The sequence below is a fragment of the Kitasatospora sp. YST-16 genome, from assembly GCF_026802215.1.
In the GTDB taxonomy this organism is placed as follows: domain Bacteria; phylum Actinomycetota; class Actinomycetes; order Streptomycetales; family Streptomycetaceae; genus Kitasatospora; species Kitasatospora cineracea.
In genome coordinates this window covers 5989339-6012248 of record NZ_CP113837.1, presented here as the reverse complement: position 1 = coordinate 6012248, position 22910 = coordinate 5989339, and the positions used below count along the sequence as shown (strand labels likewise).

Sequence of the window (22910 nt, the reverse complement as noted above, 5' to 3'; positions counted from 1 at the left end):
TCAGCGGTACTGCGGGACGGCCCGCGCCGGGGCGTCCCGCCACGGCACGGCGCCCTCCGCCCTGACGGTGAGCCCGAACCGGCCCGGGCCCGGCCGGCCCCGGCCGTGCCACCAGGCGAGGGCCCGCTCCACGAGCTGCCAGAGCCGACGGGGCCCGGCCTGGTACACGACGGCCTCCGGCTCCCCGGCCCGCCGCACCGCCGCCGCCCACGACCGGTCGGCCAGACCGTAGCACCACACCACCGCGGTGCCGTCCTCCTGCCGGTGCACCAGGTGCGTCACGTCCGGTACCGCCAGCCCGACGACGAACCGCTGCACGGCCCAGCGGTCGCCGAGGTCGTCGGCGGTGAGCGCCGTGCGGTGCCGGACGTCGGCGCTGCCGGGGAACTCCGGCACGTACACGGCGTGTTCGGGGAACGCGAGGCGCTGGTCCCGCGCCTTCATGAACTCCACCAGCCCGGTGAAGCGCCCGCAGGCCGTGCCGTCCGGCCCCACCGCGAGCTTGACCACGGCGTCCAGCGGGCTGAAGTCCGTGCCCCAGGGCACGAGGACGACGCCGCCCGGCCGGGACTGCGCGATCCACGCCTGCGCGATCTCCCGGACGCCGTACGTCACGACGACCCGGTCGTACGGGGCGCCGTCAGGACCGCCGAACTTCCCGTCGCCGACCAGCAGTTGCGGCGCCAGAGCGGCCCGTTGCAGGTGGGCGGCCGCCAGCGCCGACACACCCCGGTCGCACTCGACGCTGACGACCTGCCGCGAACCGAGACGGTGCGCCAGCAGCCCCGTGTTCCAGCCGCAGCCCGTCCCCACGTCGAGCACCCGCAGTCCCGGCCGCACGTCGAGGTCGCGGAGCATCGACGCGACGACGCTCGGCATGCTGAGACTGCTGGTCGGCACCACGCCCGGTTCGGGCCCGCCGTGCGCACCGTCGTCCCACTGCGTCACCAACGGGACGTCGGCCTCCGTCGCGGCCCGCCAGGCCGCCGGGTCCGCGTCCCGGTCCACCAGCACGCTGCGGCCGCTCGCCATGTCGTGCGACCAGACCCGCGGCGGAGTGAACAGCGCACGCGGCACGGCGTCGAACGTGTCGACCCAGTCCGGGGACAGGTGCCCGGTCGAGAGCAGGAACCGCCCCGGTCCGAAGCCGGAGCGGCCCACCCCCTCCGTCTCCCGGAGGCCATCGGTCACTTCCGGTGCCCCCCGTTGCCGGGCGGCGCACTGCCGTCCGGCGACGGCGGGGCCGGAGGCGGCGGCGGTTGGATCGGCGCGGGGTTACCCCCGTGCCCGCCATCGGCGTCGAGCATGCGAACGACCTCCCTGCATCGGCGGAACCGGCAGCCGGACGGCCACCGGATTTCACGGTAGGGACGGCCGGGAGGGCGTTCTAGCCGGTTTCCCGTTCCCGCAAGAACTCGTCCCGGATGCCCTCGACCATGCTGCGCATGTCCTCCCCCGCCGAAGCAGCCGACGAGAACCCCTCGAACTTCCGCACGTAGAGCTCCACGTCCCGGGGATCGGTCACCACCAGTTCCGCGTGGACGGTTTCCACCGTCACCAACCTGTCGTCCCGGACGACGAACGAATGGCCTGGCACGTCCTCACGGAAACCGGCGAGCGGCACCACTCGCACATCGACGCCGGGCAACCTGGAAACGGAGACGATCCTGTCCAACTGTTCGGCCATCACCGCAGCCGGTACCAGGCCCCACCGGAGAACGGATTCCAGGATCACGAACTGCAGCGTCCTGGCCGGATCGTAGAGGACCACCTGCCGGTCGAGGCGGCCACGGACGGCACGGGACAGCTGTTCCTCCCCGAGGTCCCTCCTGGCGAACACCGCCCGCGCGAACTCCGGGGTCTGCAGGAGTCCGGGGACCAGGGACGTCTGGAAAACCCGCAGCAGCGTCGTGGTGCTGTCCATCGCCTTGATCTGCCGCTGCTTGCGGTGGTACCCCAACCGCCGGTACAGCCGCCAGGCCGTCGCCTCGGTCGCTTCCGCACGGGCGGCGGCCAGGTACTCGGCCTTCACCTCCTCCGACACTCCGATCGCGGTGAGGATCCGGTCCACGTCGGCGACGGACACTACCGTCCGCCCGTTCTCGATCTTGCTCAGTTTGCTCGCCGACATGACGGCGCCGCGGGCCACCGTCTTGGCCTCCTTGCCGGAAGCCTCCCGCAGCACCCGCAGCGCCGGTCCCAACTCCGACCTGTTCATTCGCCGAACTCGGCCCACCAATCGGCGAACGGCACGGCCTGCGCGAGTGCCGCGTCCCGGTACGCCTCGAACTCCGGGGCGCGGTCTCCCCCGTAGAAGTCGGCTCCCAGGTATCCGCCGGCGCCGTCGTAGTTCATGACCGCGACCTCCTCGCCGTCGAAGAGCCAGAAGTCGGGCACGCCCCGAAGCGGGTTCTCCCGTTCAGTGGTGTCGAGGATGAAGAACTCTTCCCCGGCCGCCATGTTGCGGCGGTATCCCCAGGACAGCTCGAAACGCAGGTAGTCGGTCAGCGGCCGCGACAGCACATGCACCCGGTACATCCTCCTACCGGAACGTACGGCCTCTCCGACCGTGGTCACCCAGGAGGAGTTCCGGTACTCCTCGGGCTGCTCCTCGCCCGCCAGGAACGCCCGGTAAGCCTCCACGCCACCGGACCTGCTGTAGTCGTCCAGGGCTTCCAGCCGGAACGCTTCGCTCCTGAACCCGGCGAACATGTCACCGAGGGTCTTAGACGAGCCGATCACGGACCGCCTTCCGGATCAGCTCCACGGGAATCTCCACCATGGTTTCGTGCCCGGGGATTTCGCGGCCGTGGTCGGTGATCCGCTCCCCCTGCACGGCCAGCGTTCCCCGGTCCGTGCGGTAGAGCGTAGGACAGTCGCCCTCGTCGCACGAGCTCAGCAGTACTTCCAACCTCACAGTCGTCCCCCCTCGTTGACGGATGCCGCACTCGATGTTTCCGACCCGGCGGTCACAGGGTCAAGGCCCCTCGCTTTCCGGAACTGGAAACCGCCCCGGCCGGGGAGGGCGCACGCCCCCGGCTCCTGGGGCGTGCCGGGATTGACGGGTTGTCGGATTTTTTCGCAACGAGGTGTGGGGTTCCAGGTGGGCAGTTACGATCTGCGGCAGTTCAGACCAGTGCCTCGGCTTGTTGGAGTGGGTGAACCAGCTTGCGAATCAACACACTTGATCCTTCGTCAAGTCCGCTTGCGGCCTTCGGCTGGCAGTTGCGCGAGCTGCGCAAGCGGGCGCGCCTCAGCCAGGACGAGCTGGGGGCCCTGGTCAGGTACACCGGCGCCTACATCTCGTTGATCGAGAACGGGAAGCGGGTGCCGCCCGCCGGGTTCGCCCGGGCCGCGGACCAGGCGCTCGGCGGCATGGGGACGTTGGAGAGCACCTGGTTCCTGCTGGGGCACACCACGCTGGTGGAGGGTTTCCCGGAGTACATCGTGCTGGAGGCGAAGGCCCGGTTGATCCGGCACTTCAAGACGGATCTGGTCCCGGGGCTGGCGCAGACCGAGGAGTACGCCTCGGCGGTGGAGGCGGGCTACGTGGCGCGCGGCAGCATCACCGCGGAGCAGGCGGAGGAGCGGGTGCGGGTCATCCTGGTCCGGCAGGCTCCGATCGAGCAGCCGGACGGGCCCCGGCTGCACCTCGTGCTGGACGAGAGCTGTCTGCGGTCCGTGATCGGCGGCCCGCAGGTGATGGCCCGGCAGCTCGACCACCTGTTGGCCCTGGTGGACCACCCGAAGGTGGTGCTCCAGGTGATGCCGTTCGAGCGGAGCTCGCTCCGGCCCTTCGTCCACCCGATGACGCTGCTGAACATGCCGGACCACGAGCGGCTGGGGTATGCCGAGACGTCTCAACGCGGTTATCTGACAAGGGATCCCGACATCGTGGCCGACTGGGCGACGAATTACGATCTCCTCCAGGTGGAGGCCCTGTCCCAGGCGGACTCGGCGGCCATGATCCGCAAGATCCGGAAGGGGTTCCAGCATGGTGACCGGTCCCAGCACCGCGGCGCTGCGCGCCGCCGCATGGCACAAGTCCAGCTACAGCGGGGGCGGCGGCGATTGCGTCGAGGTGACGCGTGACTTCGAGGCCGCCCACGGCCTGGTCTTCGTCCGCGACAGCAAGAACCCCGCGGGTCCGGCACTCGGCCTCGCCCCCGCCGTGTGGCGGGAGTTCACGGCGGCCGTCGCACGCGGGGTCTTCGGGGAGGTCTGAGCCCGGCGGAGGTCTGAGCCCGGCGGCCCCGGAAGGGAACGCCCACCGCTCCCCGGGGGTCCGGGTCTCCGGGGAGCGGTGGGCGTTCGTTTCCGAGGCCGGGGCCGGGGCCGGTCGCGGGTTACCCGACGGTGGCGGGTTCGGGCTCCGGGGCCGGGCGGTCCTTGGGCGACCGCGTTCCGAAGGCGCTGACCAGCGCCGCGCCCAGGGCCGCGGCGAACGGCACCCACAGCGCGGCCTGGTACCCGTCGAGGCGTGCGGCGGCCGCATCCGACGCGGTGGCGGCGACGTCGACCGCGGCGGCCGCCGAGAGGCCGAGTGCCGCGCCGAACTGGAACGCGGTGTAGAGGAGCCCGCCGGCCAGCCCCTGTTCCTCCTCCTCGACCCCCTCCGTCGCCGCGATGGTCAGCGGACCGTACGTCAGGGCGAAGGCGACACCGAGCAGCAGCAGGCTCGGGAGCATCGCGAGGTAGGTCCAGTCGGCGCCGACCGGCAGGAAGAGCGCGTACGAGAGGGCGGCGAGGACCAGGCCGCCGAAGATCAGGCGGGCGTTGCCGAAGCGGTCGACCAGCTTGGGGACGACGGTCGGCGAGAGGACCGCGTCGACGCCGATGACGATCATCGCGAAGCTGGTCTGCAGGGTGGACCAGCCGCGCAGTTCCTGGAGGTAGAGGACGACCAGGAACTGGAAGCCGAAGAATCCGGCGGCGAAGAGCAGGGCGGTGAGGTTGGCCCGGACCAGGGCGGCGCTGCGGAGGACGCCGAGCCGGACCAGGGGCGCGGCCGCGCGGCGTTCGACGGCGACGAAGGCGGCGAGGGCGGCCAGGCCCGCGCCCAGGGTGAGGGTGGTCGCCAGGGCCGAGGCGTGGCCCGCCCGTTCGACGCCCAGGACCAGGAGCAGGACGGCCGCGGTGACGGTCAGGCCGCCGGCCAGGTCGAGGCGCTGTCCGGTCCGGTCGGGGCGCGGCGACTTCGGTACGGAGGCCAGCGCGCCGGCCAGGATCAGCGCGGAGAGGACCACCGGCGCGAAGAACACCCACCGCCAGTCGGCCGAGGCGAGCAGCCCGCCCGCCACCAGGCCGACCGAGAAGCCGCCGGCGGCCGTGCCGGAGTAGAGGAGCAGGGCCCGGTTGCGGCGCGGGCCCTCCGCGAAGCCGGTGGTGATGACGGAGAGCCCGGCCGGGGTCATGAAGGCCGCCGCGGCGCCGGTCACGAACCGGGCGGCGATCAGCTGCCAGCCCTCGGAGGCCAGTCCGCCGAGTCCGGAGAAGACCAGGAACACCGCGAGCCAGCCGACGAACATCCGGCGCCGCCCGAAGAGGTCCGCCGCCCGGCCGCCGATCAGCATGAAGCCGCCGTAGCCGAGGACGTAGGCGCTCATCACCCACTGCAGCGTGCCGGTGGACAGGCCGAGGTCCGCGCGGATGACGGGCAGCGCCACGTTCAGCATGGCGACGTCGATGCCCTCCAGGAAGATCGCGCCGCACAGGACGAGCAGCATGGCCCGTTCCCGGGTGCTGAGGGCGGCGGGTGGCGCCTCGGTCGTACGCATGGCAGGTCAACTCCTGTCGGTGGGAGGGGAGATGGAGGAGTGCCGCCCGTCGGGCGGCCGCTCGTCCACCTTCGGCCAGGGGGCGCGGACGGAACAACGGCGAAGATCTGGACGTTCGTTCAGCGGGGCTTACCGATCCGGCTCATCCGGGAGGACCGATGGAACGCGACGAGGTCGAGTGCTTCCTCCTGCTCGCCGAGGAGCTGCACTTCGGCCGCACCGCCGAGCGGATGGGGCTCTCCCGCGCCCGGGTCAGCCAGCTGGTCCAGCGTCTCGAACGGCGGGTCGGGGCCCCGCTGTTCGTCCGCACCAGCCGCCGCGTCGCCCTGTCGGCGATCGGCCGCCGGCTGCGCGCCGACCTCGAACCGCACCACCGCGCGATGGACGCCGCCCTGGCGCGCGCCGTCGCCACCGCGCGCGGCATCGACACCGTCCTGCACGTCGGCTTCGCCAACCCGCTCACCGGCGAGCTCGTGATGCGGGCGACGCAGGCGCTGCGGGGCAGCCACCCCGGCCTCGCGGTGGAGATCTGCGAGGTGCCGATGGCCGATCCGTACGGGCGGCTGCGCGACGGCGGGTTCGACGTCCAGCTCCAGGAGCTCCCGGTCCGGGAGGACGACCTGGGCGGCGGCTCGGCCCTCCTCACCGAGGGGCGCGTCCTCGCGGTGCCGTCCGCGCACCCGCTCGCCGTCCGCGGCACCGTCTCGCTGGAGGACCTCGCCGACGTCCCGCTGCTCACGGTCGAGGGCGAGCTGCCCGCCCACCTGCGGGAGCACTACGCCCCCGCCCGCACCCCGAGCGGCCGGCCCATCGACCCCGGCCCCGCCGTGACCCAGTTGCAGGAGGCCCTGGTGCTGGTCGCCGGCGGCCGGGGCGCCCTGCTCACCGCCGCGCACACGGCGGCCTACTTCGCCCGGCCGGGCGTCGCGTACGTTCCCGTCGCCGACGCGCAGCCGGTCGGCTACGGCCTGGTCTGGCGCGCCGGGAACACCACCGGCGCCCTGGACGCCTTCGCGGGCGCGGCCCGCGCGGCGGCGCGGGAGATGGCGCGGGAGGCCCCGCGGACGGCGGCGCCGGTGTGAGCCCCGGCCGGCCCCGCCGGGCCTACCAGGCGCGGCGGGGCGGGGCCGGGTCGCGGAGGTGGGCGACCAGGGCGCGGCGCAGCTCGCGGTCGTGGTCGGTCTCGACCGGGAGGTCGAGTTGGACGATGTCGACGCCGGCGGCGCGCAGCAGGTTGATCCGGGCGGCGACGGTGGCCGGGGAGCCGGTGTGGGCGCCGGCGAGGGAGCGGCGGATGTAGGCGGCGACCTGCGCGGGGTCGGTGGCGGGGTCGGCGGTGCCGCGTCCGCGGTCGCGGTCGAGGGCGACGGCGTCCAGGTAGCGGGGGGCGTCGGGGCCGGAGGTCAGGCGCAGGGCGTCGCGGCGCAGGCGGCGCAGGTGCTGCTGGGCGGCGGTGTCGGTGTCGGCGAGGACGACGGTGACGTGCCGCCAGATCCGCAGGGTGCGGCCGTGCCGGGCGGCGGCGGCGCGGGCCTGGGCGATCCGCAGCCGGGTGTCGGGGAGCGGGCGGGGCGGGACGGCGTAGACCTGGGCGTAGCGGGCGGCGAGGTCGACGCCGGCCGGGGAGGAGCCGCCGAAGGAGAGCAGTTCGCTGCCGGGGGCGGGGCGCAGGCCGCTGCGGGCGGCGCGGACGGTGTAGTACTCGCCGTGGTGGTCGAGGTCGTCCTCGGCGGCGAGGTAGCGGGTGAGCAGCGAGAGGTACTCGTCGGCGCGGCGGTAGCGTTCGGCCTTGGGGAGGGTGTCGCCGTCGCGGGCGACGTCGGCGTCGCTGGAGCCGATGATCAGGTGGGCGCTGATCCGGCCGCCGGAGAGCCGGTCGAGGGTGGCCAGGGTGCGGGCGGCGGCGGTGGGTGCGGTGGTGCCGATGCGGTGGGCGGCGGCGATCCGCAGCCGGGTGGTGGCGGCCAGCGCCCAGCCGGCGACGGCCCACGGGTCGGGCCAGGACGAGGACTGGACGACGAGCGCCGAGTCGAGTCCGTCCTCTTCCAACTCCCGTGCGGTGCGGGCGATGTGGGCGGGGTCGGCGGTGCGTTCGCGCGGGTCGGGGGCCCAGCGCAGGGCCTGGCGTTCGGCGGGGGTGCGGCCGGCCACGGGGGCGGCGCGGACGCCGCCGCGCAGTTCGAGCTCCATCGGGTCAACTCCGTTGCGGGCGTGGGGTGGTGGGCGGGCCGCCGGGCGGCGGCGGCCCGCCCGGGGACAGTCGGCGGGGCTGCTCACCGGGCGGCGGGGCCGAGCCGGGCGAGGGTGTCGAGCAGCCGGGTGCGGCTGGTGAACACCTCGGGCGGCAGCGAGACGTACAGCTGGATGGCGGTGACGCCGGGCTGCTGGTAGCGCAGGATCTGCTCCCGGCACTCCTCGGGGGAGCCGTGCAGGAACAGCGCGTCGACCACCTCGTCGGGCAGGGCGCGCTGGGCGCCCTCGTGGTCGCCGTCGGCCCAGCGCTTGTGCGTCTCGGCGAGCAACTCGCCGTTGCCGAGCCACTGGTGGAACTTGCGGTAGGGCTCGCGGTTGAGGATCCAGGCCAGGAAGGGGCGGCTGGCCCGGTGCGCGTACGCGGTGTCCTCGGTGGGGCAGACGAACACCTTGACGACGAGTTCCTTGCCGGGCGGCTGCGGGCCGACCGCGTCCAGCACCTTGGGCAGGTCCTGGGCGCGCAGCAGGTTGGTGATGGCGCCGTCCCCCTCGGTGAAGCCGAGCCGGAGCATGCCGGGGCGCAGCGCGCCGAGGATGACCTTGACCGGGTCGGCGGGCGGGTGGGGCAGCCGGTAGCCGGTGATCGAGAAGGTGTCGAAGTCCCCGGCGACGTGCTCGCCGCGCAGCGCGGCGGTGAGGAAGCGCAGCACGTCCCGGGTGCGCTTGAACGGCTCGTCGAACGGGATGCCGTTGATGTCGGTGACGTGCGCGGGCACCGAGGCGCCGATGCCCAGCAGGACGCCGCCGGTGGAGAGTTGGGCCAGGGTGGCGGCGGTCTGGGCGAGCACGGCGGGCCCGCGGGTGTGCACCGGGACGATGCCGGTGGCGATCCGCAGGTGCGGGGCCCAGGCGGCGGTGGCGGCCAGCGGGGTGAAGGCGTCGGTGCCGCCGCCCTCGGCGCTCCACACGTCGCCGTAGCCGAGGTCGGGGAGCCGCTCGACCAGGAAGCGGTGCCGGTCGATGGTCAGTCCGGGCAGCGGCAGGGTGATGCCCCAGGCGGGCGTGGGCGCGGTGGGGTGGGCGGTCGGGTGGGCGGTGGTCATCGGGGGCCTTTCTGCGCTGCCGGTCGGGTGCGGGTGGTCACTTGCCGACCGACACGGTGGTGAGGTCGAGGAACCAGGACTGCGGCTGGACGAGTCCGTGGACGGTGGGCGCGAGGGCGCGCGGGTTGCGGTCGTTGACCACGAACAGCCAGGGGGCGTCCTCGGTGACCTGGCGCAGCGCGGTGCGGTAGGCGGCCTGCCGGGCCCCCTGGTCGGGGTCGGCGGCGGCGGTGGCGATCAGCTGGTCGACCTTGGGGCTGGCGTAGTGGCCGGTCCAGAACGGGCTCTTGGAGCCGATGAACAGCGGCAGCAGCGCCTCGGACTGGAACAGCGTGGTGGACTGGGCGATCGCGTCGGAGCCGAGCGCGACCTCGCCCTTGGCCTCGGCGCCGATCAGGGTGGTCCAGTCGGTGGTGCGGATCTCGACCTTGATGCCGACGGCCGCCAGGTCGCGCTGCAGGGCCTCGGTGATCGGCACCGGCAGCAGGTTGCCGGAGCCGCCGGTGGGCACCGTCACCGAGGTGGCGAAGCCGTTCGGGTAGCCGGCTTCGGCGAGCAACTGCTTGGCCTTGGCCGGGTCGTGGCCGTACCGGTCGTCGGCCGGGTCGTAGGCGGCGGTGGCGCGCGGCGCGGCCTGGAACGCCGGGTCGGCGGTGCCGTGCAGCAGGTCGGTGGCGATGGCCTGCCGGTCGATGGCGTAGTTGGCGGCCTGCCGGACCCGGGCGTCCGCCCACGGGCCCTTGGTGGTGTCCAGGATCCAGTACCAGAGGTGGTCGTAGCTGTTGGAGAGGATCTGCGCGCCGGCCGCCTTCAGGCCGTCCAGGTCGTCGGGGTTCGGGTACTCGATCCAGTTGACGCCGCCGGAGCGCAGCGCGGCGGTGCGGGCGGCCGGGTCGGGCAGCGCCTTGACGACGAGGCGCTCCAGCTTGGGGGCGCCGCGCCAGTAGTCCTTGTTGGCGGCCAGTTCGACCTGCTGGCCCTCGGTCTGCGAGACGAAGCCGAACGGGCCGGTGCCGACGGGGTGCTGGGAGAAGTCGGCGGTGCCGGTCTTGCGGACGGCGGTGGGGCTGGCGATCAGCACGTGCGCCAGGTCCTCGGGGAAGTGGCCGTTCGGGCCGGTGGTGACGAGTTCGACGTGGGTGTCGTCGGTCTTGCGGTAGGAGGCGATGTCGCCGGCGTACTCCTTGGCGGCGGCGCCCAGCGCGTCGGTGTACTCCGGGCTGGACTTGTCGAGGTAGCGGTGCAGGTTGAACAGCACCGCGTCGGCGTCGAAGGGCGTGCCGTCCTGGAACTTGACGCCCTTGCGCAGCGCGAACGTCCAGGTGACCTTGTCCGGGGCGACCTGCCAGGACTCGGCGAGCGCGCCGGTGACCTGCGGCGGCTTGTCGGTGTCCTTGAGCAGCTCGTAGCGGGTCAGGCCCTCGTAGATCTGGAAGCTCAGCAGGCGCTTGCCCTCGAAGCCGGCGCCGCCGATCACGGTGTCCAGGTTCGGGAGCTTGCCGGTCGCGCCGATCACCAGCGTCCCGCCGCCGGCGCCCGCGGCGTCGCCGCCCGCGGGGGTGGAGGCGCAGCCGGTGGCCGCCAGCAGGACGGCGGCGGCCACCGTGGCGGCGGCTCTGGAGCGGCGGGGGGCGTGCTCGGTCATGTCGGGTCCTCGTTCTCGTCGTTCGGTTCGGCGCTGTGCGCGGCGTTGCGAAGGGTCTTGGTGGTGCGGAGGGTGACGTGCGGGCCGGAGGCGTCCAGCAGGGCGCGGGTGTAGGGGTGGTCCGGGGCGGTCCACAGGTGCTCGGTGCGGCCCTGCTCGACCACCCGGCCGGTGCGCAGCACCAGCGTGCGGTGCGCGAAACGGGCCACCGCGGCGAGGTCGTGGGAGACGAACAGGTAGGCGGTGCCGGTGCGTTCGCGCAGCTCGGTCAGCAGGTCGAGGAGGCGTTCCTGGGTGTCGCGGTCCAGCGCGGAGGTCGGCTCGTCGCACACCACCAGGGCCGGTCCGGTCGCCAACGCCCGTGCCACCGCGACGCGTTGCAGCTGGCCGCCGGACAGTTCGCGCGGGAAGCGGCGGGCCAGCTCCGGTGCCAGGCCCACCCGACGGAACAACTCGGCGGTGCGGTCGGCGCGGTCGCGCCGCGGGACGCCGTGGGCGCGCAGCGCGAAGCCGACGGCCTCGCCGGAGCGCAGCGCCGGGTTCAGCGAACCGCGCGGGTGCTGCGGCACGAACTGCAGCCTGGCCCGGACGTCCCGGTCGGCCCTGGCCCGCAGGCGGGCGGGGTCGCGGCCCTCGAAGGAGACCGTGCCCGCGTCGGGGCGCACCAGTCCGAGCGCGAGCCGGGCCAGCGTCGACTTCCCGGACCCGGACTCGCCGACCAGTGCGACGCTCTCGCCCGCGTGCACCTCCAGGGTGACGTCGGTGACCGCGGGGCGGTGGGCGTAGCTCTTGGAGACGGCGTCGAGCCGCAGCAGGGCGCTCATCGGGAGGACTCCCTCGGGGGGACGGCCAGGGGCGCGGGGTGCGGCGGTTCGGGGGCGGGGTGCGGCGTCGGCTCGGAGTTGCCGTCCCGGCCGGAAGCAGCACGGGCTTTCCGCCGGGCTCCGACCGGCAGCAGCACGGACTCGCCGTTCCCCGAGCCCCTGGCGGGGCTCTCCGGCCGTGGCCCGGGGCCGCCGTTGCCCGGTCCCCTGGCGGGGCTCTCCGGCCGTAGTCCCGGTGCCCCGGCGGGGCTGCTGCTCTCCGGCACCAGCAGTTCCTCGGCCGGGCCGGTCGCGGTGAGGCGGCCGTGGGCGAGGACGGCGACGGTGCCGCCGATGCGGGCGGCGGCGGCGAGGTCGTGGGTGACGAGGAGGAGGGCGAGGCCGCGTTCGGTGCGCAGGGCGGTGAAGAGGTCGAGGACGCGGGCCCGGACGAGGGTGTCGAGGGCGGTGGTGGGTTCGTCGGCGATCAGGAGTTCGGGGCCGCCGGCCATGGCGAGGGCGAGGGCGGCGCGTTGGCGCAGGCCGCCGGAGAGTTCGTGCGGGTGGGCGTGGGCGGCGCGTTCGGGGTCGGGGAGGCCGGCGGCGGCGAGCAGCGGGAGGGCGGCGGCGCGGGCGGCCCGGCGGGTGCCGGCGAGGCCGTGCACGCGCAGGACTTCGACGAGTTGGGCGCCGATCCGGCGCAGCGGGTCGAGGGTGGCGGAGGGGTCCTGCGGGACGTAGCCGATGCGGCGGCCGCGGATCCGGGTCCAGTCGCGTTCGGTGCGGCCGAGCAGTTCGGTGCCGTCGAGGCGGATCGAGCCGCGGACGGTGCCGGTGCGCGGGGTGAGGCCGAGGACGGCCCGGGCCAGGGTGGTCTTGCCGCTGCCGGACTCGCCGAGCAGGACCAGGGCCGCTCCGGCGGCGAGGCGGAGGTCGACGCCGTCGAGGGCCCGGACGCCGCCGGGGTGTTCGACCGTCAGTCCTTCGACCGTCAGCAGGCTGCTGCCGCTCACCGGGCGGCCTCCGTTCCGGCGCCGAGGCGGGTCCGCAGGCTCTCGCCGAGGGTGTTGAAGGCCACCGAGACGGCGAGGATCACCAGGGCGGGGAGGGCGGCGAGCCAGGGGTGGGTGAACAGGGCGGGGCGCAGTTCGTCGAGCATGGCGCCCCACTCGGGGGCGGGCGGGGCGACGCCGAGGCCGAGGAAGGACAGGCCGGCGGCGTAGACCACGGCGAGGCCGACCAGCGAGGTCGCGTAGACCAGGACCACGGGGGCGACCACGGGCAGCACCTGGCGGAGGATCAGGGCGGGGCGGGTCGCGCCGGAGACGGTCGCGGCCTCCAGGTACTCGGCGGCCCGGATCCGGCGGGTCTCGGTGAACGCGACCCGGGCGACGGCCGGGGTCAGCACCACCGACAGGGCCAGCACGGTGGCGCCGGGGCCGGGGGTGAGCAGGGTGGCGACGGCGATGGCGAGCAGCACACCGGGGAAGGCGTACAGCACGTCCAGGCCGCGCAGCAGGGCCTGTTCGGTGGCGCGGCCGGCCAGCGCGGCGGTGATGCCGATCAGCGCACCGGCCAGGGCGGCGACGGCGACCGGGAGCAGTCCGGCGACGAGCGAGGGGCGGGCGGCCCAGAGCAGGCGGCTGAGCAGGTCGCGGCCCTGGCTGTCGGTGCCGAGCGGGTGGCCGGGGGCGCCGGGGTCGAGCAGCCGGTCGGCGAGGTGTCCGGCGGTGGGGTCGGCGGGGGCGAGCAGCGGCGCGGCGAGGGCCAGCAGGACGGGCAGCAGGGCCCCGGCGGCGGCCAGCGCCGTGCCGGGGGCCCGCCGGACGGCGCCGAGGGCGCGTCCCGCGGTGGTCGTGGTGGTGGTCGTCATCGCGGGTCAGCTCCGCACTCGGGGGTCGATCGCGGCGTGGGCGGCGTCGACCAGCAGGTTGACGCCGACGAAGGCGGTGGCGACGAGCAGCACGCCGCCCTGCACGAGGGGCAGGTCGCGGGCGGTGAGCGCGTCGTACAGCAGGCGGCCGAGGCCGGGGCGGGCGAACAGGGTCTCGACGAAGACCACGCCCTCCAGCAGGTAGGCGAGTTGCAGGCCGCCGATGGTGAGCAGTGCGGGCGAGGCGTTGTGCGCGCAGTGCCGCAGGACGGCGGCGCGGCCGAGGCCGCGGGCGCGCAGGCCGTCGGCGAGGTCGGAGCCCAGGACGGTGGTGAGCGCGGCGCGGTGGACCCGGGCGGTGAGGCCGAGCGGGACGAGGGCGGCGGCGGTGGCGGGCAGCACCAGGTGGCGCAGCTGGTCGGCGGGGCCGCCGCCGGTGAAGGCGTCCTGGGTGCCGCTCGCGGGCAGCAGGTGCCAGTGCACGGCGAACACGGCGGTGAGCAGCAGGGCGACCGAGTACTGCGGCGCGGAGACGGCGAGGGTGGCGGCGGCGCCGGTGAGGCGCTTGGTCCAGCCGTGCGGGCGCAGCGCGCCGAGGGTGCCCAGCAGGACGCCGCCGGCCAGCACGAGCGCGAAGGCGGCGCCGGCCAGCACCAGGGTCTGGCCGAGGGCGGGCAGCAGCAGGTCGGCGACGGGGCGCTGGGTGGAGACGGAGGTGCCGAGGTCGCCGGTGAGGGCGTGGCCGAGCCAGTCGAGGTAGCGGACGGGCAGCGGCCGATCGAGGCCGATCCGTTCGGCGAGGGCCTGCCGGGCCTCGGCGGGCGCGCCGGGGCCGAGGAACGCGGTGACGGGGTCGCCGGGGACGAGCGCGACGGTGGCGAACACGACGACGCTCACGCCGAGCAGCGTGGGGACGGCGAGCAGCAGGCGCCGCCGCAGGAAACGGGTCACGGGGCGGCCGGGTCGGCGGTGGCGGCCGGGTCGGCGGTGGCGGCGGGCATGGTGCGGGGTCCTCCGGTTCGGACGGCGGGGGCGCGGCCGGCGCCGCCCGGGGCTTGTCCGGACCGAGGCTCGCGGACGGTGCGCGGGGCAGCCAGCCAGGCGTTCGTGCTGTTACCCGTGGTCATAGGAGCGGGGGTGCCGGGTGGTGCGGTGGGGGCGATGTCCGGGCGGTGGACCGTCCTTGACCGTCCCTCAACGGCGGAAATAGGATTTCCCTATGGCTTATCGGCGGACCGACTTCACCCTCTGGGGAATCGGCGGCTCGTGGCACCGCAGGTGCTTCGACGAGACGTGTCGCCCCGGCACGGTGCGCCGCCCCCGGCCCTGACCCGGCCCCCGGCGCCCCGCCCGCCCTCCGCGGGGTCGGCGCCCGTCCGCGTACCGCCGCCGATCCCCCGCTCCGCGCCTCCGCCGCCTCCGAGGGGACCGATCCGCCATGCACCCGCACCCCGCCACGCCCTCCCGCCGGGAGGCCCCGTGCCCGCGCTGACCCGCGGCTCCGCCCGGGTACTGCGCCACCGCGCGCACCCGCAGGACGCCCTGCACACCGAGATCGACAACCCGCTGGACCTACTGGCCGGCCACCAGCTGCTCACCGACGCCGCCCGCACCGCCCCCGAACCGGCCTGCGCCTGCGGCCACCCGCTCTGCCCCACCGGCCCCGCCCACCGCACCGCCGCCACCCGGGTCTTCCTGGTCGAACGGAACCCGGTGGTCAGCGCCGGACTGCGCAGCGTCCTGACCACCGCCGCCGACCTCGCCGTGATCGGCTCCGCCACCGACCCGGCGCACGCCGTCCGCTCGGTCCACCGCGCCCGCCCCGACCTGGTCCTGCTCGGACGCGGCACCGACCTCGACACCGACCTGGCCGCCGTCGCCGCCCTGCGCCGCCCCGACGGGGCGCCCGACGCCCGGGTCCTGCTGCTGCGCCGGGCCGAGACCACCACCGAGGCCAGCCGCATCCTGCTGGCGGGCGCCAGCGGCGGCTTCCCGCTCGACCTGCCCCCCGAACGGATCGTCGACGCCGTCCGCCTCGCCGCCGCCGGCGGCACCCTCTTCCTCCCCGCGCCCACCCCCGTCCGCCCGCACCCCACCCCCGCCCCCACCGAACGGCCGCTCGACCAGACCGGCCTGACCGACCGCGAACGCGAGGTCCTCGCCCAACTCGCCCTCGGCCTCAGCAACGCGGAGATCGGCCGCCGCCTCGCCCTCGCCGAAGCCACCGTCAAGAAGCACCTCACCCAGGCCATGCGCAAGACCGGCCAGTCCGACCGCCTCCGCGCCGCCCTCTACGCCGTCCGCCACGGCCTGGCCGGCTGACCACCCCCCGCCCGCTCCGGCCCACCCGGCGGGGCCGATCGGACCGGAGCGACGGTCAACCCCCTTGCTGCCGGTGCTACTTGCTCAGCCAGGCGGCACCGGCGGCCCGACGGCCGGGCTCGGTCGTCTCCCGGGACACCGACTCGCAGCAGCGGGCGGAGAACCGACTACCCCCGGACCCCCACAGCTACTTGCCCAGCCGGGCCGCATTGGCCTCCTGCCGGCGGTCGGCCATCTCCCGGAGGACCGACTCGCAGCAGCGGGCGGCGAACCGACTACCCCCGAACCCCCACAACTACTTGCCCAACCGAGCCGCATTGACCGCCCGCCGGTCGAAAGCCTCCTGTCGGCGGTCGGCCATCTCCCGGAGGGCGGACTTGCGGTCGCGGGCGGCGAGCCGGTCGAGGTAGAGGCGGCCGTGGAGGTGGTCGGTCTCGTGCTGGAGGCAGCGGGCGAAGTAGCCGTGGCCCTCGATGACCAGGGGGTTGCCGTGCTGGTCCTGGCCGCGGACGACGGCGTGGTCGGGGCGGGCGAGGGTGCGGTAGGGGCCGGGGACGGAGAGGCAGCCCTCCGGTTCCTCCAGGAGGCGGCGGCCGGCGGCGGGGGTCTCGTCGAGGACGGGGTTGGCGATGTGGCCGACGTGCCGGACGCCCCAGTCGTCGGTGATGTCCCAGACGAACAGCCGCAGGTCGACGTCGACCTGGTTGGCGGCGAGCCCGGCGCCCTCCGCGGTGTGGTTGGTGGCGAACATGTCGTCGATCAGCCGGGCCAGTTCGGGGGTCCCGAAGCCGGTGACGGGACGGCAGGGCCGGTGCAGGACCTCCTCGCCGACGACGGTGATCCGGCGCACCGCTCCGCGCTCGGTCTCGGGGGCGAGCGCCGGGTACGCGTCCACGGGAACGCCCTGCACCCGGACCCGGCGGTCCGGCGGGGTGGCGGCCATTCGGGGTGTCCTCTCACTGGCCCGTCCGACTGACGGCTTGTCAGCGGCTTTGCAAAGTAGCACGCTTTGCAAAGTGACCGAAGAGAAGAACAGCCCCGCCCCGGAGCGGGTCCGCCGCCCGCTGCCCGACCACCCGGTGCGCCTCGCCCTGTTGGACCTGCTCGCCGAGACGGGCACCGCGACCGCCACCGGGGCCGCCGCCCGGCTGGGGCTCAGCTCGGGGCTGTGCTCCTTCCACCTGCGGCAGCTGGCCCGCTACGGCCTGGTCGAGGAGGTCCCGGCCCGGGCCGGCCGGTCCCGTCCCTGGCGGCTGCGCTGGGGCTCCCCCGACCAGCCGCCCGCACACCCCGGCCCCGCACCCGGCCCCGAACCCGCGCCCGCACCCGAACCCGCGCCCGCGCCCGTCGCGCACCGCGCCGACCCGCTCACCGCCGTCCTGCACCTCACTCCCGGCGAGGCCAACGAACTGGCCGACACCGTACGGGAGTTGTTCGACTCCTACGCCCGCCGCACCCCGCCCCCGGCGGGTGCCGTGCCGTACGCGGTCGCCGCCCGGGTGCTGCCGCTGCTGCCCGGCTGAGGGGCGCCCCGGGGCGGCGTCCGGGGGCGACGAAGGTCGCCCCCGGGGTAGCCGTTCGGGGCTTCTGGGGGCGGGTGGCGGGTCCTTAGCGTGGCTGGCAGGAAGGCACCTGCGGGCCGGGCGGAGGGAGAACACCTGATGGGCGTCGACGGGGCGGGCGCGGGGCGGCGGCGGGTGGTGGTGCTGCCGGTGGGGGCGGTGGACGGCGGGGCCGAGTGGGGCCGTTCGCCGTACCGGTCGATGTCGGAGGCGGACCGGTCCGCGCTGTGGCGCCAGCGCCTGCACGAGGCCGAGGCCGGGCTGACCCGCTACCTGGTCTCGCTGGACGACCAGCCGCAGCTGGCGGAGTGGTTCGCGCTGCAGGGCGAGATCTTCGCCGACCTGCCGGAGGAGTCCGCGCCGTCCGCGCAGTGGCAGCGGCTGTTCTTCCGCGGCCAGGCGCTGATGGAGCGCTTCCTGGTGCGCCGCTACGGCGAGCAGGTGCTGGAGGCGTGGGCGGCGTCCAACGCCGAGGTGCACCGCACCGTCGAGCCGGACCACGGCCGGGGCGCGGCGGACCCGATCCACCGGATCGCCCGGCAGGCCGAACTGTACGGCTCCGAGTACGAGTTCGACGACGAACGGCCGCCCGGACGGGAGCGGGCCGAGCTGACGATCACGCACTGCGCGATCTGGGACTACCGGGAGCAGGCCCGGCGCAGCGGCGTGACGATCACGCTGACCTCGCCGTGCACGTACTGCACCCACGCGCTGTCGGCGAACATCCGCGCCAAGGGCTTCCGTCCGGCGTACCGGCTGCAGTCCGGTCCGACCGGCCACGGCTGCCACTGGGAGGCGAGCGCCGCGACCGAAGGCACCGAGGAAGGGACGGGGACGCGCTGATGTGCGGAGTGACCGGATGGCTGGACTGGGCGGACGACCTGCGGCTGCGCGCCGACACCGTCCGCCGGATGACCGGGACGCTGATCTGCCGCGGCCCGGACGCCGACGGGGTGTGGCTGTCGCGGCACGCGGCGCTCGGCCACACCCGGCTGGCGGTGATCGACCTGGACGGCGGCCTGCAGCCGTTCGCGGACGCCGAGCCCGCCGGGGCGGTGCTGGCGTACAACGGCGAGCTGTACAACTCCCGTGAGCTGCGCGCCGAGTTGGAGGCGCACGGGCACGTGTTCCGGACCCGCTCGGACACCGAGGTGGTGCTCCGCGCCCACCTGCAGTGGGGGCACCGGGCGCCGGCCCGGTTCAACGGGATCTACGCGTACGCGCTGTGGGACGCCCGGCGGGAGGAACTCCTGCTGGTGCGCGACCACTTGGGCATCAAGCCGCTGTACTGGCACCGGCACGCCGACGGGGTGCTGTTCGGCTCCGAGCCCAAGGCGGTGCTGGCGAACCCGCTGCTGCCCGCCGAGTTGGACGCCGAGGGCGTCGCCGAGCTGTTCGCGCTGCCCGCCGCGCCCAGCGCCGGGCACGGCCTGTTCCACGGCCTGCACGAGGTCCGCCCCGGCCACCTTGTGCTCGCCACCCGGCACGCGGTGCGCGAACTGCGGTACTGGCGACTGGAGTCGGCCCCGCACACCGACGACGAGCCGACCACCCGGGCGCGGGTGCGGGAGCTGCTCGCCGACGCGGTGGAGCGCCAACTGGCCAGCGACGTCCCGCTGTGCACCCTGCTGTCCGGCGGCGTCGACTCCTCCGCGATCACCGCGCTGGCCGCCGCCGCCCGGGAACGCCAGGGCCAGGGCAAGATCACCAGCTTCTCGGTGGACTTCCCCGGCAGCGCCGACCGCGCCCCCGACGCCTGGCGCACCAGCCAGGACGCCCCGTACGTGCGGGCCGCCGCCGAGCACATCGGCACCGTCCACACCAGCGTGCTGATCCCCGACGACGACCTGCTGGACGCCCGCGACGCGGTGCTGCGGGCCCGCGACCGGCCCGGCTGGGGCGAGATGGACGCCTCGCTGCACCTGCTCTTCCGCGAGGTGCGCCGCCGCTCCACCGTCGCGCTGTCCGGCGAGGCCGCCGACGAGGTGTTCGGCGGCTACCCCTACTTCCACGACGCCCCGGCGCTCGCCTCCGGCACCTTCCCCTGGCTGCACGGCCGCACCACGCCGGCCGCGCTGCTGCGCCCGGAGGTGCGCGCCGAGGTCCGGCCCGCCGAGTACACCGAGGCCGCCTACCGGGCCTCGCTGGCCTCGGTGCCGCGGCTGGCCGGGGAGGACCCGGCGGACGCGAAGGTCCGGGAGACCTTCCACCTGGCGCTGACCCGCTGGCTGCCGCCGCTGCTGGACCGGGTCGACCGGGTGTCGATGTCGGTCGGCCTGGAGGTGCGCGTGCCGTTCTGCGACCACCGCCTGGTGGAGTACCTGTGGAACGTGCCGTGGGCGCTCAAGTCGCCCGGCGGCCGCGCCAAGGGCCTGCTGCGCGACGCCGTGCGCGACCTGCTGCCGCCGCAGGTCACCGACCGCCCCAAGTCCGGCTACCCGTCGACCCCCGCGGTCCGCTACACCGAGGTGCTGACCGCCCGGGCCCACGAGCTGCTCGCCGACCCGGCCGCCCCGGTCTTCGACCTGGTCGACCGCGGGCTGGTCCGCCGCCACCTCGCCGAGGGCCGCCCGCTGCCCAGCCCGCGCACCGCCCCGAACCCGGTCGGCGGCCTCGACCACCTGGTGCAGGTCGACGAGTGGCTGCGCGCCTACAAGGTGGCCCTGCGGTGAGCGCGCCCGTGCGGAGCGCGGTCACCGCGGACGCGCTGCGGGCCGCCGCCCGGCGCTGGCCGACCGGGGTCGCGGTGCTCACCGCCCGCTGGGGCGGGGAGGAGTACGCCAAGACGGTGTCCTCCTTCGCCACCCTCTCGCTCGACCCGCCGCTGATCGGCGTCGCGGTCTCCGCGCGCAGCCCGCTGGCCGCCGCCGTGCACGACTCCGGGCGGTTCGCCGTCAGCGTCCTGACGGATCGTCAGGAACCGCTGGCCCGGCGCTTCGCCACCCCGGGCGCGGGCCGCGCGGCCGGCCCGCTCCCCGACCTGCCGGTGCACGCCGGAGCGGCCGGCGCCCTGGTCCCGGCCGGCTGCGCGGCCTGGTTCGACGCCCGCCTGCACGCCGAACTCCCGGTCGGCGACCACGTGCTGCTGGTCGGCCGGGTGACGGCGGCCGGCGAGGACGGGGCCGACGCCCGCCCCCTGCTGCACCACGCGGCCCGCTACCGGCTGCTCGGCCCCGAGACCCCGTCCGCTACCTCAACCCACTTCCCTACCAGAGGAGTCGGCGCATGACCCTGCTGTCCCCGACGCCCCGCGGCCTGCTCACCGGCGACCGCTACCGGGCCGAACTCGACGACGGCCGCGAGCTGTACCTGGACGGGCAGCGGATCGCCGATCCGGCGTCGCACCCGGCCTTCCGGCCGGCCGCCGACGAGCTGGCCCGGCTGCTGGACCTGCAACACGAGCCCGAGCACCGCGAGTTGCTGACCTGGAAGGACCCGGAGAGCGGGCTGCGGCTGGCCCGGGCCTACCAACCGCCCACCACGCTGGAGGAGTTGCGGGTGCAGCGGCGCAGTGCCGAGTTCTGGCACGCCCAGGCGCTCGGCCAGCAGGGGCGCTCGCCCGCGTTCATGGCCTCGATCGCGGTGGGGGTGTACGACTTCCGGCACCGGCTGGCCACCGCCGACCCCCGGTTCGGGGCCAACGCCGAAGCCTGGTACCGGTACTGCGCGCAGAACGACCTGGTGCTGTCGCACGCGCTGGGCGACCCGCAGATCGACCGCTCGGCGAGTCCGCTGGACGATCCGGACCTGGCGCTGCGGGTGCTGGAGGAGAACGAGCGGGGCATCGTGGTGCGCGGCGCCAAGCAGCTGACCACGCTGGCGCCGCTGGCGCACGAGGTGCTGGTGTACCTGTCGGCGTCGTTCACCGACAACCGGGCCGAGAAGTTCGTGGTCTGGTTCGCGCTGCCGCTGAACGCGCCGGGCCTGATCACGCTGGCCCGCGAGCCGCTCGGCACCGCCCCGTGGGGCCACGGCCACCCGATCGGGGCCCGGTACGACGAGCAGGACGCGATGCTGTTCTTCGACGACGTGCTGGTGCCCTGGGAGCGGGTGTTCCTGCTGCGCGACGCCGCCCTGGCCCGCGAGGGCCTGGGCCGGATCAACGCCTGGAGCGCCTACGTCGGCCACATCCGCTACCGGGAGCGGCTGCGCACCCTGCTGGCCACCGCCACCCTGCTCGCCGAGTCGATCGGCGTCGACTCCTTCCGCAACATCCAGGAGGACCTGGGCCGGCTGGCCGGGTACGCCGAGCTGACCGGCTACTTCCTGGACGCCGCCGAGAACCGCGGCGCGCCCACCGACGCCGGGCTGTTCGCGCCCGGCGACACCTTCGCCTCCCGGGTGTGGTCGGCCGAGGTCGCGGGCGAGGCGGTCGACATCGTCCGCCGGATCGGCGCCTCCGGCCTGCTGATGCAGCCCTCCCCCGGCGACCTCGCCCACCCGAGGCTGCGCCCGCACCTGGAGCGCTACATGCGCGGCCGCGGCACCGACGTGGAGCGCAAGTCCCGGCTGTTCCGGCTCGCCTGGGAACTGACCGGCGACGGCTTCGGCCAGCGCCAGGACCTGTACGAGTACGTCCACCGCGGCGACCTGGCCCGCAACCGGATCACCGTCTACCACCGCCACGACCAGTCCGAGGCCCGGGCCCGACTGCTCGCCCTGCTCGACACCCCCGACACCCCAGACACCACCGACACCCCCGGCACCGATGACCAGGAGGCCCGCGCGTGAGCCCGTCCGCCGTCGAGATCCAGGCCCGCACCCTCGCCGGGTACGCCGACGCCAGCCGCCTGCGCCAGGTCCAGGACCGCGACTGGGTGCTGGACCGGGTCACCGGCAGCCCCGAGACGCTGATCGACCTCGGCAGCGGCATCGGCCAGCTGCTGGAGAGCGCCCTGGAGCGCTTCCCCTCGCTGCGGCTGGCCGTCGGCCTGGAGCGCTCCGAGCACCGGATCGCCGAGGCCGGCCGCCGCCTCGCCCCGTACGGGGAGCGGGCCGAGCTGCACCGGGCCGACCTGACCGCGCCCGAGCCGCTGCCGCACCGCGCCCAGGTGATCACCCAGACCTCGGTGCTGCACTGGCTGTACCCGGTCGAGGACCGGGTCTTCGCCTGGGTCGCCGCCCACCTCGCCCCCGGCGGGCGCTTCCTGCTCACCACCTACCACCCCGCCCGCGACGCCCACGGCCTGGGCGGCGAGGACGAGTTGGTGCGCGAGGCGCTCGCCGCGCTCGGCACCCCCGCCGCGGACGTGCCCGCGCTGCTCGCCGCGCACGGCGTGCTGCCGATCGCCACCCGCACCCGCACCGTCGACGACCTGCTGACCGTCCTCGCCCCGTACCTGGAGGTCGCCGGGCACGCCGAGCGGGACGCGGTGGTCACCGTGGAGTCCGCCGAGCAGTACGAGCACTTCCACGCCGCGACCTTCGGCGACTACTACGCGCAGGTGCTGCCCGAGGAGCGCCGCGCCGACTTCTACCGGGCCGTCGGCGCGGCCGCCTGGCGGCGGCAGTCCGAACGCGGGCACGTCAGCCACATGCCCGTTCGGCGCTGGGAGTTGACGGCACGTGAGGAGTTTGTTGCAGGATCCGGAACCGGCCCGCTCCCGGCCTAACCTGGAACCGACGTACCCCG

24 protein-coding genes are annotated in these 22910 nt (G+C 75.1%); 10 read left to right on the top strand and 14 right to left on the bottom strand.

Going from position 1 to position 22910, the window contains the following annotated elements; genetic code table 11:
- From OU787_RS27215 to OU787_RS27200, 4 genes are all read right to left on the bottom strand, one after another.
- On the bottom strand, positions 1-1191 hold the full coding sequence (locus tag OU787_RS27215; RefSeq protein WP_268660915.1) for an rRNA adenine N-6-methyltransferase family protein: 1191 nt from the start codon (positions 1189-1191) through the stop codon (positions 1-3).
- 196 nt (positions 1192-1387) lie between these two features.
- Complete coding sequence (locus tag OU787_RS27210) at positions 1388-2218, bottom strand: helix-turn-helix domain-containing protein (RefSeq protein ID WP_035956720.1); 831 nt, start codon at positions 2216-2218, stop codon at positions 1388-1390.
- The gene (locus OU787_RS27205; protein ID WP_107066648.1) at positions 2215-2742 is read right to left on the bottom strand and encodes a DUF6879 family protein; all 528 of its coding nucleotides are present in this window, start codon (positions 2740-2742) and stop codon (positions 2215-2217) included. The genes OU787_RS27210 and OU787_RS27205 overlap by 4 nt, the downstream gene beginning before the upstream one ends.
- Complete coding sequence (locus OU787_RS27200) at positions 2726-2911, bottom strand: hypothetical protein (RefSeq protein WP_442788666.1); 186 nt, start codon at positions 2909-2911, stop codon at positions 2726-2728. Before OU787_RS27200 ends, OU787_RS27205 begins: the two co-directional genes overlap by 17 nt.
- A gap of 257 nt (positions 2912-3168) precedes the next feature.
- Here OU787_RS27200 and OU787_RS27195 point away from each other — a divergent pair, with 257 nt between their 5' ends.
- Positions 3169-4092 carry a helix-turn-helix domain-containing protein gene (locus OU787_RS27195; protein ID WP_268660914.1) on the top strand — a complete coding sequence of 308 codons (924 nt, stop codon included), beginning with the start codon at positions 3169-3171 and terminating at the stop codon, positions 4090-4092.
- On the top strand, positions 4082-4225 hold the full coding sequence (locus tag OU787_RS34650) for a DUF397 domain-containing protein (RefSeq protein WP_327059426.1): 144 nt from the start codon (positions 4082-4084) through the stop codon (positions 4223-4225). The genes OU787_RS27195 and OU787_RS34650 overlap by 11 nt, the downstream gene beginning before the upstream one ends.
- Before the next feature lie 121 nt (positions 4226-4346).
- Here the strand turns inward: OU787_RS34650 and OU787_RS27185 are convergent, their stop codons facing one another.
- A complete protein-coding gene (locus OU787_RS27185) occupies positions 4347-5777 on the bottom strand; it encodes an MFS transporter (protein WP_268660912.1) in 1431 nt (476 codons plus the stop codon).
- A 158-nt stretch (positions 5778-5935) separates the two neighbouring features.
- On the opposite strand from OU787_RS27185, the gene OU787_RS27180 reads away from it, so the two are divergent.
- Entirely contained in the window at positions 5936-6859 is a 924-nt protein-coding gene (locus OU787_RS27180; RefSeq protein ID WP_268660911.1) for a LysR family transcriptional regulator, read from the top strand.
- 22 nt (positions 6860-6881) lie between these two features.
- On the opposite strand, the gene OU787_RS27175 is transcribed toward OU787_RS27180, so the two are convergent.
- The 8 genes from OU787_RS27175 to OU787_RS27140 all read right to left on the bottom strand — a co-directional run bounded on the left by OU787_RS27175 (position 6882) and on the right by OU787_RS27140 (position 14521).
- Positions 6882-7967 (bottom strand): LLM class flavin-dependent oxidoreductase, encoded by a 1086-nt coding sequence (locus OU787_RS27175; RefSeq protein ID WP_268660910.1) that lies wholly within the window; start codon positions 7965-7967, stop codon positions 6882-6884.
- 83 nt (positions 7968-8050) lie between these two features.
- Positions 8051-9073, bottom strand: a complete 1023-nt coding sequence (locus tag OU787_RS27170) for an LLM class F420-dependent oxidoreductase (RefSeq protein WP_268660909.1) — start codon at positions 9071-9073, stop codon at positions 8051-8053.
- Between the two features lie 37 nt (positions 9074-9110).
- A complete protein-coding gene (locus tag OU787_RS27165) occupies positions 9111-10718 on the bottom strand; it encodes an ABC transporter substrate-binding protein (protein WP_268660908.1) in 1608 nt (535 codons plus the stop codon).
- Positions 10715-11542: an ABC transporter ATP-binding protein gene (locus OU787_RS27160; RefSeq protein ID WP_268660907.1), complete on the bottom strand. Its 828-nt coding sequence runs from the start codon at positions 11540-11542 to the stop codon at positions 10715-10717. The genes OU787_RS27165 and OU787_RS27160 overlap by 4 nt, the downstream gene beginning before the upstream one ends.
- A complete protein-coding gene (locus OU787_RS27155; RefSeq protein WP_268660906.1) occupies positions 11539-12534 on the bottom strand; it encodes an ATP-binding cassette domain-containing protein in 996 nt (331 codons plus the stop codon). The genes OU787_RS27160 and OU787_RS27155 overlap by 4 nt, the downstream gene beginning before the upstream one ends.
- Complete coding sequence (locus tag OU787_RS27150) at positions 12531-13394, bottom strand: ABC transporter permease (RefSeq protein ID WP_268660905.1); 864 nt, start codon at positions 13392-13394, stop codon at positions 12531-12533. Before OU787_RS27150 ends, OU787_RS27155 begins: the two co-directional genes overlap by 4 nt.
- 6 nt (positions 13395-13400) lie before the next feature.
- A complete protein-coding gene (locus OU787_RS27145; protein WP_030462711.1) occupies positions 13401-14345 on the bottom strand; it encodes an ABC transporter permease in 945 nt (314 codons plus the stop codon).
- Positions 14342-14521: a hypothetical protein gene (locus OU787_RS27140; RefSeq protein ID WP_157852502.1), complete on the bottom strand. Its 180-nt coding sequence runs from the start codon at positions 14519-14521 to the stop codon at positions 14342-14344. The genes OU787_RS27145 and OU787_RS27140 overlap by 4 nt, the downstream gene beginning before the upstream one ends.
- Before the next feature lie 352 nt (positions 14522-14873).
- Here OU787_RS27140 and OU787_RS27135 point away from each other — a divergent pair, with 352 nt between their 5' ends.
- Positions 14874-15716 (top strand): LuxR C-terminal-related transcriptional regulator, encoded by an 843-nt coding sequence (locus tag OU787_RS27135; RefSeq protein WP_268660904.1) that lies wholly within the window; start codon positions 14874-14876, stop codon positions 15714-15716.
- A 295-nt stretch (positions 15717-16011) separates the two neighbouring features.
- Here the strand turns inward: OU787_RS27135 and def are convergent, their stop codons facing one another.
- A complete protein-coding gene (gene def, locus OU787_RS27130; RefSeq protein WP_268660903.1) occupies positions 16012-16659 on the bottom strand; it encodes a peptide deformylase in 648 nt (215 codons plus the stop codon).
- A 73-nt stretch (positions 16660-16732) separates the two neighbouring features.
- On the opposite strand from def, the gene OU787_RS27125 reads away from it, so the two are divergent.
- The 6 genes from OU787_RS27125 (at position 16733) to OU787_RS27100 (ending at position 22890) form a co-directional block, all read left to right on the top strand.
- A complete protein-coding gene (locus tag OU787_RS27125; protein ID WP_268660902.1) occupies positions 16733-17239 on the top strand; it encodes a winged helix-turn-helix domain-containing protein in 507 nt (168 codons plus the stop codon).
- A gap of 138 nt (positions 17240-17377) precedes the next feature.
- Positions 17378-18121: a hypothetical protein gene (locus OU787_RS27120; protein WP_268660901.1), complete on the top strand. Its 744-nt coding sequence runs from the start codon at positions 17378-17380 to the stop codon at positions 18119-18121.
- Positions 18121-19950 carry an asparagine synthase (glutamine-hydrolyzing) gene (asnB, locus tag OU787_RS27115; protein WP_268660900.1) on the top strand — a complete coding sequence of 610 codons (1830 nt, stop codon included), beginning with the start codon at positions 18121-18123 and terminating at the stop codon, positions 19948-19950. The genes OU787_RS27120 and asnB overlap by 1 nt, the downstream gene beginning before the upstream one ends.
- Entirely contained in the window at positions 19947-20507 is a 561-nt protein-coding gene (locus OU787_RS27110; protein WP_268660899.1) for a flavin reductase family protein, read from the top strand. Before asnB ends, OU787_RS27110 begins: the two co-directional genes overlap by 4 nt.
- The gene (locus tag OU787_RS27105) at positions 20504-22009 is read left to right on the top strand and encodes a 4-hydroxyphenylacetate 3-hydroxylase N-terminal domain-containing protein (protein WP_268660898.1); all 1506 of its coding nucleotides are present in this window, start codon (positions 20504-20506) and stop codon (positions 22007-22009) included. Before OU787_RS27110 ends, OU787_RS27105 begins: the two co-directional genes overlap by 4 nt.
- The gene (locus tag OU787_RS27100) at positions 22006-22890 is read left to right on the top strand and encodes a class I SAM-dependent methyltransferase (RefSeq protein WP_051817081.1); all 885 of its coding nucleotides are present in this window, start codon (positions 22006-22008) and stop codon (positions 22888-22890) included. Before OU787_RS27105 ends, OU787_RS27100 begins: the two co-directional genes overlap by 4 nt.
- The last annotated feature ends 20 nt before the right edge of the window (positions 22891-22910 follow it).

Excerpts from the sequence above, each read along its gene's own strand:
- OU787_RS27150 (WP_268660905.1), bottom strand. The coding sequence starts at position 13,394 with ATGACGACCACCACCACGACCACCGCGGGACGCGCCCTCGGCGCCGTC.
- asnB (WP_268660900.1), top strand. The coding sequence starts at position 18,121 with ATGTGCGGAGTGACCGGATGGCTGGACTGGGCGGACGACCTGCGGCTG.
- OU787_RS27170 (WP_268660909.1), bottom strand. The coding sequence starts at position 9,073 with ATGACCACCGCCCACCCGACCGCCCACCCCACCGCGCCCACGCCCGCC.
- OU787_RS27140 (WP_157852502.1), bottom strand. The coding sequence starts at position 14,521 with ATGACCACGGGTAACAGCACGAACGCCTGGCTGGCTGCCCCGCGCACC.
- OU787_RS27120 (WP_268660901.1), top strand. The coding sequence starts at position 17,378 with ATGGGCGTCGACGGGGCGGGCGCGGGGCGGCGGCGGGTGGTGGTGCTG.
- def (WP_268660903.1), bottom strand. The coding sequence starts at position 16,659 with ATGGCCGCCACCCCGCCGGACCGCCGGGTCCGGGTGCAGGGCGTTCCC.
- OU787_RS27160 (WP_268660907.1), bottom strand. The coding sequence starts at position 11,542 with ATGAGCGCCCTGCTGCGGCTCGACGCCGTCTCCAAGAGCTACGCCCAC.
- OU787_RS27105 (WP_268660898.1), top strand. The coding sequence starts at position 20,504 with ATGACCCTGCTGTCCCCGACGCCCCGCGGCCTGCTCACCGGCGACCGC.
- OU787_RS27210 (WP_035956720.1), bottom strand. The coding sequence starts at position 2,218 with ATGAACAGGTCGGAGTTGGGACCGGCGCTGCGGGTGCTGCGGGAGGCT.
- OU787_RS27175 (WP_268660910.1), bottom strand. The coding sequence starts at position 7,967 with ATGGAGCTCGAACTGCGCGGCGGCGTCCGCGCCGCCCCCGTGGCCGGC.
- OU787_RS27165 (WP_268660908.1), bottom strand. The coding sequence starts at position 10,718 with ATGACCGAGCACGCCCCCCGCCGCTCCAGAGCCGCCGCCACGGTGGCC.
- OU787_RS27180 (WP_268660911.1), top strand. The coding sequence starts at position 5,936 with ATGGAACGCGACGAGGTCGAGTGCTTCCTCCTGCTCGCCGAGGAGCTG.
- OU787_RS27185 (WP_268660912.1), bottom strand. The coding sequence starts at position 5,777 with ATGCGTACGACCGAGGCGCCACCCGCCGCCCTCAGCACCCGGGAACGG.